The organism is Mangrovimonas sp. ST2L15 (genome assembly GCF_001280515.1).
Taxonomy (GTDB): Bacteria; Bacteroidota; Bacteroidia; order Flavobacteriales; family Flavobacteriaceae; genus Mangrovimonas; species Mangrovimonas futianensis.
In genome coordinates this window covers 157,314-171,154 of the sequence record NZ_LBIQ01000030.1, presented here as the reverse complement: position 1 = coordinate 171,154, position 13,841 = coordinate 157,314, and the positions used below count along the sequence as shown (strand labels likewise).

The 13,841-nt window shown below is 34.7% G+C and carries 10 protein-coding genes; 4 read left to right on the top strand and 6 right to left on the bottom strand.

Annotation, left to right across the window (positions count from 1 at the left end; all coding sequences use genetic code 11):
* Window position 1: 1 nt before the first annotated feature.
* A complete protein-coding gene (locus ZA07_RS04600) occupies window positions 2-583 on the bottom strand; it encodes a MarC family protein (RefSeq protein ID WP_053970559.1) in 582 nt (193 codons plus the stop codon).
* 87 nt (window positions 584-670) lie between these two features.
* Between ZA07_RS04600 and ZA07_RS04595 the strand changes: the two genes are divergently transcribed.
* On the top strand, window positions 671-1,234 hold the full coding sequence (locus ZA07_RS04595; RefSeq protein WP_053970558.1) for a DUF3109 family protein: 564 nt from the start codon (window positions 671-673) through the stop codon (window positions 1,232-1,234).
* A gap of 1 nt (window position 1,235) precedes the next feature.
* Here the strand turns inward: ZA07_RS04595 and ZA07_RS04590 are convergent, their stop codons facing one another.
* Window positions 1,236-3,212: a tetratricopeptide repeat protein gene (locus ZA07_RS04590; protein ID WP_082316515.1), complete on the bottom strand. Its 1,977-nt coding sequence runs from the start codon at window positions 3,210-3,212 to the stop codon at window positions 1,236-1,238.
* Window positions 3,212-3,946: a LytTR family DNA-binding domain-containing protein gene (locus ZA07_RS04585; protein WP_053970557.1), complete on the bottom strand. Its 735-nt coding sequence runs from the start codon at window positions 3,944-3,946 to the stop codon at window positions 3,212-3,214. Before ZA07_RS04585 ends, ZA07_RS04590 begins: the two co-directional genes overlap by 1 nt.
* A 610-nt stretch (window positions 3,947-4,556) precedes the next feature.
* Here ZA07_RS04585 and ZA07_RS04580 point away from each other — a divergent pair.
* Together ZA07_RS04580 and ZA07_RS04575 are read left to right on the top strand one after the other, a co-directional pair.
* Window positions 4,557-5,537, top strand: a complete 981-nt coding sequence (locus ZA07_RS04580; RefSeq protein WP_053970556.1) for a ribonucleotide-diphosphate reductase subunit beta — start codon at window positions 4,557-4,559, stop codon at window positions 5,535-5,537.
* 165 nt (window positions 5,538-5,702) lie between these two features.
* Window positions 5,703-8,168 carry a ribonucleoside-diphosphate reductase subunit alpha gene (locus ZA07_RS04575; RefSeq protein WP_053970555.1) on the top strand — a complete coding sequence of 822 codons (2,466 nt, stop codon included), beginning with the start codon at window positions 5,703-5,705 and terminating at the stop codon, window positions 8,166-8,168.
* 73 nt (window positions 8,169-8,241) lie between these two features.
* Here the strand turns inward: ZA07_RS04575 and ZA07_RS04570 are convergent, their stop codons facing one another.
* Complete coding sequence (locus ZA07_RS04570) at window positions 8,242-10,548, bottom strand: inorganic phosphate transporter (protein WP_053970554.1); 2,307 nt, start codon at window positions 10,546-10,548, stop codon at window positions 8,242-8,244.
* A 72-nt stretch (window positions 10,549-10,620) separates the two neighbouring features.
* Window positions 10,621-11,817 carry a porin gene (locus tag ZA07_RS04565; protein ID WP_053970553.1) on the bottom strand — a complete coding sequence of 399 codons (1,197 nt, stop codon included), beginning with the start codon at window positions 11,815-11,817 and terminating at the stop codon, window positions 10,621-10,623.
* Between the two features lie 402 nt (window positions 11,818-12,219).
* Here ZA07_RS04565 and ZA07_RS04560 point away from each other — a divergent pair, with 402 nt between their 5' ends.
* Window positions 12,220-12,576, top strand: coding sequence for a toxin-antitoxin system YwqK family antitoxin (locus ZA07_RS04560; protein ID WP_053970552.1), 357 nt, complete (start codon window positions 12,220-12,222; stop codon window positions 12,574-12,576).
* A 77-nt stretch (window positions 12,577-12,653) separates the two neighbouring features.
* Here ZA07_RS04560 and ZA07_RS04555 read toward each other — a convergent pair whose 3' ends face one another.
* Window positions 12,654-13,841 carry a hypothetical protein gene (locus tag ZA07_RS04555; protein WP_053970551.1) on the bottom strand — a complete coding sequence of 396 codons (1,188 nt, stop codon included), beginning with the start codon at window positions 13,839-13,841 and terminating at the stop codon, window positions 12,654-12,656.

Sequence of the window (13,841 nt, the reverse complement as noted above, 5' to 3'; positions counted from 1 at the left end):
GTTAAACGAACAATTCCTTAATATTATGTGCAAATAATTTCACAGCAATAGCCAATAGGATTACTCCAAAAACCTTTCTGATAATACTGATGCCACTTGCTCCTATTAACTTTTCAATTTTTGAAGAAGTTTTCAGAACAATATAAATCACCACTACGTTCATAATAACTGCAATGATGATATTCTCGATATGAAATTCAGCCCTTAAAGATAATAAAGTTGTTAAACTTCCGGGGCCTGCAATTAATGGAAATGCAAGTGGAAATACAGTTGCTGTCATGGAGCTGTGCTCGTCTTCTTTATATAAAGTAATCCCTAAAATCATTTCTAAGGCTATGAAAAAAAGAATAAAGGAACCAGCCACGGCAAAACTATTAACCCCAATACCAATTAGTGATAAAATATTTTTACCCAGAAACAAGAATAAAATCATGATGATTCCCGCAATAACAGATGCCTTTTCACTTTGAATATGACCTGCTTTTTTTCTGAGGTCGATAACTATAGGAATATTTCCTATAATATCTATTACGGCAAATAGTACCATAAATGCCGTAAATATTTCTTTTGCATTTAGTTCCATGAGGTTTTTGAAATTTTTTGCAAAAGTAGATGTTTATATCTGATTTACAATGTTATTTACAAGTTAAACTTTACCTATTTTTGCAGCATGTTTCAATTAGGAAAAACCATAATATCGGAAGAAATCATTGAAAATGATTTTGTTTGCAATTTGTCTGCATGTAAAGGGGCTTGTTGTGTTGAGGGGGATGCTGGCGCGCCCTTAGAGGAGAATGAGACTCAAATTTTAAAGGAGATCTACCCTAAGGTGAAACCCTTTTTAAGAGAGGAAGGAATCAAGGTGATTGAGGAACAAGGAACATTTATAACAACCGATTTAGGTGAACTAGAGACGCCATTGATAGATGGGGCAGATTGTGCTTATGTGATCTTTGACAATAAAGGTACGGCGCTTTGTGGTATTGAAGAGGCTTACAATAAAGGAGTCATTGATTGGAAAAAACCTGTTTCTTGCCATTTGTATCCAGTTAGAGTTAAGGATTATTCTGAATTTTCTGCAGTAAATTATAATAAGTGGCACATTTGCGACCCAGCTTGTAGCTTAGGTGAAGAACTTCAGGTGCCAGTTTACAAGTTTGTTAAGGAGGCTTTAATTAGGAAATTTGGAGAGGATTGGTATGAGGAATTAGAAAAGGTAGCTCAGGATTATTGAGTTAAGCTGTTTTTAAGACCATTGATTTTACCGGGATGTCAATCGTGACTCGTGTCCCGGAAGCTTTTCCGTTTTCAACCAAATCCTCTATTTTGAGTTGGTAACTGGAGGTGTAGGATTTAGAGAAATTTTCCAAGCGGGCTTTTGTAAGGTCGATTCCCACAGATTTTCTTTTTAGTTTTTTCTGGCTTTTAATTTTTTGTGAAGCTTCCCTACCTATGCCATTATCTGTGATGGTTATTGCTATGTGATCAAAGCTTTTCTTTTTCACAAAGACATCAATTTGTTTCACGCCTTCTTTGTTAGATAATCCATGCCAAAGAGCGTTCTCCAAGAATGGTTGGAGTAGAAGTGAAGGTACTTTAATCAGCAGTGGATTGACTCCAGGTTCTACATCAACACGATAATCAATTTCATTTGAGAATCGCATATTTTCAATATTCATATAGAGTTGCATTGTATCCAATTCATCCTGAAGTGAAATTTCTTTTTCAGTGGAAGCGATTAAAATGCGACGCATCAATTTTGAAAATTTATTTAAATAATAAACAGCATTTTCTTTTTCGTTATTGACTATGTAAAGTTTGATGGAGTTTAAAGAGTTGAAAATGAAGTGCGGGTTCATTTGGTTTCTCAGCATCTCTTGCTCTAAAGAAAAAATTCTTTTTTCGTTCTTAAGTTTACGTTGTCTATAAAGTACAAGTAAAATCCCAATAAGTAATAATCCTCCAAGAAGACTTAATAATCCTATTTGTTTGTTTTGTTTAAGTTTGAGTTTTACAATTTCATTTTCGTCTGCTAAGGCACGAATTTGATTATTCTTTTTCTCACTTTCATATTCAAGAATAAGGTCATTAACATACTGGAAGTTTTTACGATGCGTTATGGCCTTATCCAACTCTACATACTTTTTATGATAGTCTAATGAAGTTTTATAGTTGCCCTGTTGTTCTTGTAATTCAGAAAGGTAACTATAGGCTTCAGATTCGTAAGATTTGTAGTTGAATTCTTTACAAAGATCAAGACTTTTCATGAGATTAGCCTCTGCATTTTTATAGTCTTTTAATTTAAGTTGTGCAAGACCAAGGTTGAGATAGCTGGTGGCAATATAATATTGGTCACTTATGTCCAAGGCTTTGGACAGTGCTTCCTGTACTAAGGGAAGCGCTTTTTCATAATCTCCTTTTTTTATTTCTATTTTGGCAATACTATTATAACAAATAACACGGCCAACCTCAGATTCAATAATGTTGTTGTATTTCAAAGATTTATTGTAATTAACTAGTGCAGAGTCAATAAGTCCTTTTTCTTCTAAGGCATACCCAATATTTTGGTAATTGATCGCTAGTCCCAAACTATTTTTTGAGTCAGATTCTATTTTTAAGGACTTTTTGAATTGACTTATGGCTAAATCGTATTGTTGTAGCAATAGGTAAATATTTCCCATGCTATTTTGTGATACTGCAATACTTTTGATGAGCTCTTTTGAAGGGTTATCTGTATTTTCTGAAATCTCTAAAGCTCTTTTATGGTAGTCTAATGCAGCTCTTACGTTATCTTGTCTGCGATAAACAACTCCTAGCATATTCAGGCTGATGACTTGAAGCTCTTTATTATTTGCTTTAATAGCAATTTCATTAGATTTCTCGTGCATTTCAATAGACTTGGAATAGGATGAAAGATTCCTTAATACAACCCCTATCTCATTTAAAGCGTAACTTTGTCCTTCTAGGTAATTTGCTTTTTTGGATTGCTCCAAAAAGTACCTCATTTTTAAAGTGTCTCTTTTTTGTTTGAATAGTTGACCCTCAATGTTGGCATAATCTTTGGTTTTCGCAGAAATGATTTTCTCAATAGTTTCTACAAATTCATCAGTCAATCTAGATTCTTGACCCCAAATGGAAGTTTTCAGACAAAAGAAAAGGATCAAAAATGAGATGATTTTTACAAAACGCTTTATGTGATATGTACGAGTCATTAAAATTTATTCAAGAAATCTGATTTTCGTTTTCTGGCCACAGGGATTTTATCGTTACTAGTCATCACCACATAGCCATCATTTTTCACAAATTCCTTGATTTTGTTTAGGTTGATGATATATGAGTTGTGGATCCTAAAAAAAACACTCTCCGGTAGTAGGGCGTTAATATCCTTTAGTTTTTTTGTCACTACCATTTTTTGATGGTTATTCAGGTGAATGGTGCTATAATTTCCGTCAGATTCAATGTACAAAACATCATCAATATCCAAAAAAATAAGTTTGCCATCCGTATTTAAGGTCAGTTTTTGATGTTTTAGTTTGGTATTAAAATTTAAAAGGACTTCTTCTACCCTAGAAAGCGAAAGAGCACTTGTCATGTGTTTCTTTACTTTCTTGATAGTATCCTTTAAATCATCAGAATCAATGGGTTTGAGTAGGTAATCTATCGCCTCATTTTTTAAAGCTTTTAGGGCATATTCATTATAGGCTGTCGTAATGATGATTGCAAAGTCCTTGTGCGCTAATTTATCTAAGAATTGAAAGCCATCCATTGATGGCATGTTTATGTCTAGAAAAAGGCAGTCTGTTGGAAATTCTTCTAAATACTCAAGAGCTAATTCTGGAGAATTAAATGACTTTACAACGGTAATTTCATCTTTGAAATTTTCCAGTTCCCAAATAAGGCTTTGAATAGCCTTAGGTTCGTCGTCAACAATCACTGCTTTTATCATAAAACCAAAGATAACAATATATTAAATGTAAAGGGTTTGGGGTTGTATATTTGGTAATATTTTATGTGTGAATTGTACATTTTATAGTGTTTTCTGGTTTAAAAACATAAAAAATTACCATTTATACAAAATTTGATACCAACTATACAATTGTCGCTCGAAAAACCTGAAAGATTTATGATATTTGTCTCAGCTATTAATTAAAAGGGAAAAAGCATTCAATCAAATTGGTATGCTATTAATCAATCAGAAAGCCAGTTTTATAACTGGCTTTTTGATTTTTTGTCTTTTTATTAACAATGACTTTCCTCCTTTCTGGACTAAAAAAATGCTTGGTTTTTGTCAATAATAGTGCTTGCTTAAGGTGATTTAGTAGGGTAAATCTTATTTTTTTTAATTTATTACTATTTTTTATTTAACAAGCACAAATACAGTGACTTATGGTTTTTTAGTTGATTTTCGATTAAAGATTATTCGTTAACGCCGTGTTAAAAACTTGTTGAAAACGTTTGATTCAAAATCTTTCTTTTTCAATCACAATTGGCAATATTTGTTAGACCAAATCTCTACAAAAATTTTCGTCTAACTAATTTAAAAGCAGTTAAATCTAATGTCTCAAGCCGTAGAACCCATCCTTCAAGAAAACAAAGATAGATTTGTTATTTTTCCTATTCAGCATCATGATATTTGGGAATGGTATAAAAAATCGGAAGCAAGTTTTTGGACGGCAGAAGAAATTGACTTGCATCAAGATCTAACTGATTGGAATAGTAAATTGAATGATGACGAAAAGTATTTCATTAAACATATTTTGGCATTTTTTGCAGCTAGTGATGGTATTGTAAATGAAAATTTGGCCGAAAATTTTGTTAATGAAGTTCAGTATAGTGAAGCCAAATTCTTCTATGGGTTTCAAATCATGATGGAGAACATCCATAGTGAAACTTATTCGCTTCTTATTGATACTTACGTGAAGGACGAAAAGGAAAAGGATGTTTTGTTTAAGGCAATAGAAAATTTTCCTGCTATTAAAAAGAAAGCCGATTGGGCTTTAAAATGGATTGAGTCACCTAGTTTTGCCGAACGCTTAATCGCCTTTGCAGCGGTTGAAGGTATTTTCTTTTCTGGAGCCTTTTGTTCTTTGTTTTGGTTGAAAAAACGCGGCTTAATGCCAGGGTTGACTTTTTCAAATGAGTTGATTTCTAGAGATGAAGGAGTACACTGTGATTTTGCAGTGCATCTTCATAACCACCATTTGGTGAATAAAGTTCCAAAAGAACGTATCAAAGATATTTTGACAAATGCATTAGATATAGAAAGAGAGTTTATAACCGAGTCACTTCCTGTAAGTTTGATAGGTATGAATGCTAATCTAATGACCCAATATTTAGAGTTCGTTACCGATAGACTTTTGACTGAGCTAGACTGTGAAAAGGTATACAACACCACCAATCCTTTCGACTTTATGGACATGATTTCTTTACAAGGAAAAACTAATTTCTTTGAAAAGCGCGTGTCTGAATATCAAAAGGCAGGCGTCCTAAATAAGGAGGAGGAAGAAGATAAATTCAAATTTGATGCTGATTTCTAGTCAGTATTAATTTCCAAACATATAAATACCGGGGTATTGAAACTTGTGTTCTCTAGCCCAAATTCTTTAAATAAACCCGCCGGATTTTAAATTCTTGAAATTCGGACAGTAGCTAATTAACCCTTTTTCTGAAGGCGTATCAGAAAAATAAAAACAAACTAAATTATGTATGTAGTAAAAAGAGACGGTCGTAAAGAGCCGGTGATGTTTGATAAAATCACCGCTAGAGTAAGAAAGTTATGCTATGGATTAAACGAGCTCGTTGATCCGGTTAAAGTAGCCATGAGAGTTATTGAAGGTTTGTATGATGGTGTTACCACCAGCGAATTGGATAATTTGGCAGCAGAAATTGCGGCTACATTAACTACGGCGCATCCAGATTATGCGCGTTTAGCGGCTAGAATCTCTGTCTCTAACCTACATAAGAATACTAAAAAGACCTTTAGTGAGGTCATGCATGATTTATATACCTATGTAAACCCAAGAACAGGAAAGGAAGCTCCTTTGTTATCTGATGAGGTTTATAAAGTGATCATGGATAATCGTGAAGTTCTCGATTCAACTATTATTTATAATAGAGATTTTGGATATGACTATTTTGGTTTTAAAACCTTGGAGAGATCTTATCTTTTAAAAATAAATGGACAGATAGCAGAGCGTCCGCAGCATATGTTGATGCGTGTAGCCGTGGGAATTCATATGGATGATTTAGAAGCTGCTGTTGAAACCTATGAGTTGATGTCCAAAAAATACTTTACGCATGCTACACCAACTTTATTTAATTCGGGTACGCCAAAACCACAAATGTCTTCTTGTTTTTTATTAACCGTTAAGGAAGATAGTATTGATGGTATTTATGATACGTTAAAGCAAACAGCCAAAATTTCCCAATCTGCTGGAGGTATTGGGTTGTCTATTCATGATGTTAGAGCTACCGGTAGTTATATTGCGGGAACCAACGGAACTAGTAATGGAATCGTGCCTATGTTGCGGGTTTTCAATGATACGGCACGTTATGTAGATCAAGGAGGAGGAAAGCGTAAAGGTAGTTTTGCGATTTATATGGAGCCATGGCATGCCGATATTTTTGACTTTCTGGATTTAAAAAAGAACCATGGAAAGGAAGAAATGCGTGCGCGTGACTTATTTTACGCAATGTGGATTCCAGATTTGTTTATGAAAAGAGTTCAAGAAGATGGTCCTTGGACTTTGATGTGTCCAAATGAATGTCCTGGTTTGCCTGATACTCATAGTGAAGAATTTGAAGCTCTATACCTAAGGTATGAGGAAGAAGGAAAGGGAAGAAAAACCGTGAAGGCTCGTGAACTTTGGGAGAAGATTTTGGAATCTCAAATTGAAACCGGAACACCTTATATGTTATATAAGGATGCAGCTAACCGTAAGTCAAACCAAAAGAATTTAGGAACAATTCGTTCTTCTAATTTATGTACTGAAATTTTGGAGTACACAGCGCCTGATGAAGTAGCCGTTTGTAATTTGGCGTCTATTGCATTGCCTATGTTTGTGAAGGATGGCAAATTTGATCACAAAGAGCTGTTTAGGATTACTAAGCGAGTTACCAAAAATTTAAATCGAGTAATTGATAGAAATTACTACCCTGTCGAAGAAGCTAAAAATTCAAACTTCCGTCACAGGCCAGTTGGGTTAGGAGTGCAGGGATTGGCAGATACCTTTATTAAATTGAGAATGCCTTTTACCAGTGATGAGGCCAAAAAATTGAATCAAGATATTTTTGAAACGCTTTATTATGCCGCCGTTACTGCAAGTATGGAAGAGGCCAAAACGGATGGAGCCTATCAAACCTATGAAGGGTCTCCTATCAGTCAAGGAGAATTCCAACACAACCTTTGGGGAATTAAAGATGATGAATTGAGCGGAAATTGGGATTGGGAGAAATTGAGAAAAGAGGTCAAAAAACATGGTGTAAGAAACTCTTTATTAGTTGCGCCTATGCCAACTGCCTCAACGTCTCAAATTTTAGGTAACAACGAATGTTTTGAACCTTATACTTCAAATATATACACCCGTAGGGTTTTATCAGGTGAATTTATTGTAGTTAATAAACATCTTTTGGAAGATTTGGTAGAGTTAGGTCTATGGAATGAAGGCTTGAAACAAGAAATCATGAGAGCCAATGGTTCAATTCAAGATATTGACATTATTCCACAAAACATCAAGGAACTTTACAAAACAGTTTGGGAGTTAAGTATGAAGGATATTATTGATATGTCCCGCCATAGAGGATACTTCATTGATCAATCCCAATCTTTAAACTTGTTTATGGAAGGTGCTACCATGGCAAAACTAACCTCTATGCATTTCTATGCCTGGAAAAGTGGTTTGAAAACGGGGATGTACTATTTAAGAACGAAGAGTGCTGTAGATGCTATTAAGTTTACTTTGGATAATACCAAAAAAGAGCAAAAAACGGAAGCGCCGATTATAGATGAAAAGGTAGTAGCTCAACAGAAAGATAAGGCGGCTAAAACAGCTGCGAAATTTGCCCAAGAAACCACCGAAGTTGAGCCAATGTCACCAGAGGAGTTAAAAGCTCTTATATCTCAAGCAAAGGAGTCAGAAGGTGATGATTGCTTAATGTGTGGATCTTAATTTTTTAAAAAGTGTTAATAAAAAAAGCATCTCAATTCGAGATGCTTTTTTTTGTATTAGAAGAAAGAAGATTTTACTCTTCCTCATTCGTAGCTCTTGGCTTAGCAGGTTTTACTGAATCATCATGAGAATGATAATACTCCTCCATTAAATTCATGGTTGCAGTCAAGAGGTCTTTAGTTTCCAAAAGGATACTGAAGTATAAGGTGGTATTTTTTGGACTTGATTCTTCAGATCTTGTTCTTTCTACTTGATGCTGAATTTTCTCCTTTACCAGGGCGTATACCTCATTTTTACTACTTAATATAGCTCCGATTTTTTCAAATGACCCAGAGTCAAAGGCGTCTTTGGTATCATTGAATAAAATTTCAAATTTATCATCAACCTCCTTAAGTTCTTTTATTTGGCTGAATTTTAGTTTTTTATGATTGTTATTGATATGCTTATGACTCACTTTTGAAATATATTCCAATGATTGAGCCATGTCTTGCAAATAACCTAGAACATGAATGTAGAAATTGCTTGCTCCAATGCTAGATTCATCTAAGTTTTTAATAAAGTAAAAAATATTGTCTCGAAGTTCATCAATCTCATTAGATAATTTCAAAACTTGCTTTCTATTCTTTTTAAGTAAAGCCAAATCTTGCTTAGCGAGACCATTTATAGCGTTGCTATAAATTTTATTTCCTCTCTTCACAACATTCGCAATGTTTTTTGCACTTTCGTGAATAACGCCCTGGATAGAGCTGTTTTCAGAATAAGTCAAGCTATCTTCGGCCTTAGTTTCAGAACTTTGTCTTCTATGAGTAATGTAATTTCTAGCAATTAAAATAAGCGCTAGTAAAAGAAGTACCGGAACCATTACTTTAACATTCCAATTGATCAAATAGGCAATCAAGCCTGCGGCAATAAACGCCATGAATGCGGTGAAGAACCATCCTCCAATGACGTTAAGAACTCCAGCAACCCTATAAACGGCACTTTCGCTTCCCCAAGCTCTATCTGCTAAAGACGTTCCCATGGCAACCATGAAGGTTACATAGGTAGTTGAAAGAGGTAATTTCATGGATGTTGCTAATGAAATTAATGCGGCAGCTACTGTTAAGTTAATGGCTGCTCTAACCATGTCAAAAGCCGGTTGATCTTCTGCTTTGTATTTAGAAACGGCGGCACTAGGTTTGGTGAATTGTTTTTCGATTTTTTCTTGCCAAGAACCTGGTAACAAATAGCTAGAAAATTGAGACATCGCTATAGCCGATCTTACAAAACCACGAGATAGGAAATTTGGTTGGAATCGTTCCTTGCCATCACCTTCTCTTGATAAGTTGATTTCTGTTTCGGTAACTTTTTTAGCTTTTGAGGATAACCATAAGGTTGCTACCATTATCAATCCTGAGATAACTAGCATTATAGTAGGTGTTGGCACTTTCTCAGCCAAGACACCCATACTGAAAGCATCAGCCGAAACTCCAGAGCTTACCCAAGCGTTGTAGGATTGGTAACCAGCTATAGGAACACCAATAAAATTAACCAAGTCGTTTCCTGCAAAAGCCAAAGCTAAAGCAAAGGTTCCAACTGTAATGATCAATTTATAGATATTGGTTTTAAAAATGATCATTAAAGCATAGGATATTAAAGTCCAAAGAACAAAACTTAAAGCGACAATGATCAGTACTTTTTCTTCAAGAAATTTACTGATTTTCATTCCACCTAGAATATCCAATTCTTGACCTGCAAAAGCAGTCCCTTTAATACCTTTTAAGAAGATAAAATAGGTAATAGATGCTAATGCAAAGCCTCCAAATACTGCTCCTACCCATTTTGATTTGTTTAAAAAATTGTAGGATAACAATAATCTAGTGACCCATTGAATGATGGCCCCGACTGAAAAGGCTACAACCACCGAGAGTAATATCCCAAAAATAATTGAGGTTGCTTTGGAGGTATTGATGTAATTTACCACATCAGAAAAATCTCCGTTTTGATGGGCAATTTTAATAAGAGCCATGGCAACAGAAGCACCTAAAAGTTCAAATACAATAGAAACCGTAGTTGAAGTAGGCATTCCGACCGTGTTGAAAAAATCAAGAAGTAAAATGTCGGTTATCATGACAGCCATGAAAATAATCATGATCTCATCAAACATAAACTCATGAGGGTTAAAAATCCCTTTTCGAGCAACCTCCATCATACCGCTGGAGAATATGGCTCCCACCGCGATACCAATACTGGCAACAATCATAATGGTTTTAAAGGAGATTGCTTTAGAACCAATTGCTGAATTTAAAAAGTTTACAGCATCATTACTAACCCCAACTACCAAGTCAATAACTGCTAAGGTAGCTAAGGCAATAACCATTAATAAATAAATATTATCCATGTGTTTTAAGAAATAGAGGCAAATATCTATAGTGTATTATTTAGACATGTTACCTTATTGTTATTTTTTAATTTAAAAGTGAATTTCTACCTGTAATCTGGCTAAAACACTATCGTTTGATTCGGAATTCAAATATGAGAAATCCGTCTGTAACTTTAATTTATGTCCAACAAAATATTTTGATATTCCTAAGGTATAAGAATTCATTCTATCTGCATTGGTAATTTCTTCAAATTCATTGTTTGAATAACGACCAGAAAACTCCCAATTGTTTTTTAATAAATAGCCCGATTGAATGTTGTACCCCTTTCCTATTAAAACAATATCTCCAGTTTCTGTGCCATCAGAATTTTTAGCGATTGGGTCATCGGCATTTCTTTTGGCATATTCCCCCATGATGGATAAACCTTTATACTTAAACATGAAGTCGGCAAAGATTGTAGAGATGTTGGTTTGATATAAACCTAAATCATTTTCCATATATGAGCCCATATTACTTCGAGTTCTTACCGCATCTTGATTGTAATCATAGGTGACTGCTAGCGATAGTTTTGGGGTTTTAGTTCTTAACAAGTCGCTCCCCATGTAATCTTCTTTTTTATCAAATTCACCAAATGGAAAGACCTCTAATCGGCCTGTATATTGATAGCCTCCTTGATTCCCTGTGGTTACATTTCTTCCTTCTCCTTGTGAAATAGATACAATTTCCTTCATGACAAGAGAATTTCCTATGGCTGTTTTATGGTGTAATTGTAATCCAATATCTCTATCAATGTTAAATCGAGAATTTAAAATGGAGCGGTCTACAAATTGAAGGTTGGCAGAGGAAATAACCCTTTCCCTGTTTCCCGGTAATTTGGTTTGTCCGAACCAAAGTACAAAATTCTCATAGAATTTCCATTTTAGAACGGCATCCATTACATATCGAGGCGTATTGCCCGTGTATTTTGAGCCTCCTGAGATGTCTCTGTTTGACAAGCCTATTTCAAGCTTATAAACAAGTTTTGGCGAAAATGCGTATCCATCAAATTTTAACCTTGATCTTCTAATAAGAGTGTTGGTGGTTTGATCCGAAAGTTTTTGGTCGGAATAATCCCATGAGGACGAAGAGAGTACTTGAAATCTTGCTCCAAGTTTCATGGTCCATGAGCTATCTTTTGCTTTTAGATTTAAAAGGCCTTTGCCAAAGGTAGAAGTCTCTATTGTTTGGCTACTAGAAAAGTGTATTGCAAATAGCATTAGCGCTATTGCGATTATTTTCTTGTTCATTATTATGTATTAGTTTTTGTCGCTGCAAAGAACTTACTCTAATGTTAACTTAATGTTTCCTTAATATTAAGTTTAAGTATAAAAAAAACTGCCTCCAACGAGGCAGTTTCCATAGAACATACTATTGGTAGTCGACAAAAACTAATATTTCATATGAACTATTCGTAGTGTTTATAACAACGTTACAAATATCCTTTAGAATGTTAACTTCTATGTAATCATAATATTAATTTAATATTAAGAATGTTAAATTCTTCGTATTTTAAAAACTTAACATTGGGTAAGTTATTGAAAAACAGATATATACGAGCTTAATGTTATCTAAGTGTTAAGAAAAGGTTTCCTGAAAGTAAATTATTGACTATATTTGAGTAAGAAACAAAATAATAAACCCAAACAGACATGAAAAAATTAGTGATTTTAGTGATGATGTTGGCTGGAGTTACATCATTTGCACAAAGTAAATTAGGGTCTAGGATAGAAAAGTCAAATAAATTGTATGAGGCGACGTATTACCATGATAATGGTGTAGTGAGCCAAACAGGATATTTTAACCAAGCGGGCAAATTACAAGGCACTTGGACGAGCTTTGATCTTCAAGGAAACAAACTTGCTCAAGGTAAATATGATAATGGCCAAAAAGTAGGCAAGTGGTTTTTCTGGACAGAAACATCTTTAAAGGAAGTAGATTACAGCAATAATACCATTGCCAGTGTAAGCGAATGGACAAATAAAGCTCACATAGCTTCTAGAGATTAGGTTTCTAAAAGAACCTTCTAATAAAATAAAAAAGCACCCTTTTTAGGGTGCTTTTTTATTTATAGTTCACTTTCTAATTATTCATGAGTCCATCCTGCTCCCCAAGAAGTATAATCAGTTCCAGTACCATTACCATCACCAGTAATGATGTCACCTTCAGTAAAGGTTACACCAGTATCATTTTTAACTTTAGTTGTAACATCGTTAAAAGTAACATCAGTAATATGTAAGTCACCACTAATTACACCAGCTCCTGTTGGATTGTCTCCTGAGTCACCGTCTAAATCAAAACCTTCATCAAAACCTTCAATAAGAACATTGTTGAAGATACCTTGAGTACCAGCTCTTAAACGAACAGCTTCATTTCCAGTCTCAGATCCTAATCCTACAATGTGAAGATTATTGATAGTTGGCTTGGAATAGTAGCCGGCAGCGTTGCTATAATCAGTATTGTAACCATCAGCTTCAATACCTTTATCATGGTCTCCCATATGCTCAATGTAAACATCGGTTAATGTGCCAGAAAATCCTTCAGTCCAATCAACTGAATCGTCTTCCATACCAATCATTGAAATGTGACTTGCATTTACAGTTCCACCAAAAAACTCAATACCGTCATCTTTTCCAACATAACCTTGAATGTAATTAACAGTTGTACCATTACCTACACCATAAAAAGAAAATCCATTGTTTTCAGATTGACCATCTGCAGCACCACCACCATATTCAACACGAACATATTGTAATGATCCAGAGTTATCAGCTTCATTGGTTCCACCGTAAGGTAAACTTGCAATTTCAGAAGTTGAAGTTGCAGATCCAGTAACTGAATTGATAGGAGCTCTTCCTAATAAGATTAGTCCTCCCCAATCTCCAGCTGCAGGGTTAGTTGCATTTGATGTAAACACAATTGGGCAATCTGCCGTACCGTTAGCATCAATTTGAGCACCTTGGGCAATAGCAACATATACATTAGCTCCAGCAGCTAAAGCTTCAATAGTCATACATGGAGGAATAGTTAAAGTTGTTCCGGAAGCCATGATAAGTGGACCATTAATTACATAATTGTTATTAATGTCTAAAGTTAAATCTGAAGTATAAGTACCAGATAAGTAAACAGTTTCACCAGTGTTTCCGCCGTTACCACCTTCAATTGTGGTGCTGTTGTCACTGTTATCATTGATCACGATATCCGCAGTGTCGTCTGTCGTACATGAGAATAGCATTGAAATAATTGCTAATCCTAAAATAAAATTATTTTTCAT

Bases quoted from the DNA above. Each gene is read 5' to 3' on its own strand.
- ZA07_RS04575 (WP_053970555.1), top strand. From the start codon at position 5,703: ATGTATGTAGTAAAAAGAGACGGTCGTAAAGAGCCGGTGATGTTTGAT.
- ZA07_RS04555 (WP_053970551.1), bottom strand. From the start codon at position 13,841: ATGAAAAATAATTTTATTTTAGGATTAGCAATTATTTCAATGCTATTC.
- ZA07_RS04600 (WP_053970559.1), bottom strand. From the start codon at position 583: ATGGAACTAAATGCAAAAGAAATATTTACGGCATTTATGGTACTATTT.
- ZA07_RS04590 (WP_082316515.1), bottom strand. From the start codon at position 3,212: ATGACTCGTACATATCACATAAAGCGTTTTGTAAAAATCATCTCATTT.
- ZA07_RS04595 (WP_053970558.1), top strand. From the start codon at position 671: ATGTTTCAATTAGGAAAAACCATAATATCGGAAGAAATCATTGAAAAT.
- ZA07_RS04585 (WP_053970557.1), bottom strand. From the start codon at position 3,946: ATGATAAAAGCAGTGATTGTTGACGACGAACCTAAGGCTATTCAAAGC.
- ZA07_RS04570 (WP_053970554.1), bottom strand. From the start codon at position 10,548: ATGGATAATATTTATTTATTAATGGTTATTGCCTTAGCTACCTTAGCA.
- ZA07_RS04565 (WP_053970553.1), bottom strand. From the start codon at position 11,817: ATGAACAAGAAAATAATCGCAATAGCGCTAATGCTATTTGCAATACAC.
- ZA07_RS04560 (WP_053970552.1), top strand. From the start codon at position 12,220: ATGAAAAAATTAGTGATTTTAGTGATGATGTTGGCTGGAGTTACATCA.
- ZA07_RS04580 (WP_053970556.1), top strand. From the start codon at position 4,557: ATGTCTCAAGCCGTAGAACCCATCCTTCAAGAAAACAAAGATAGATTT.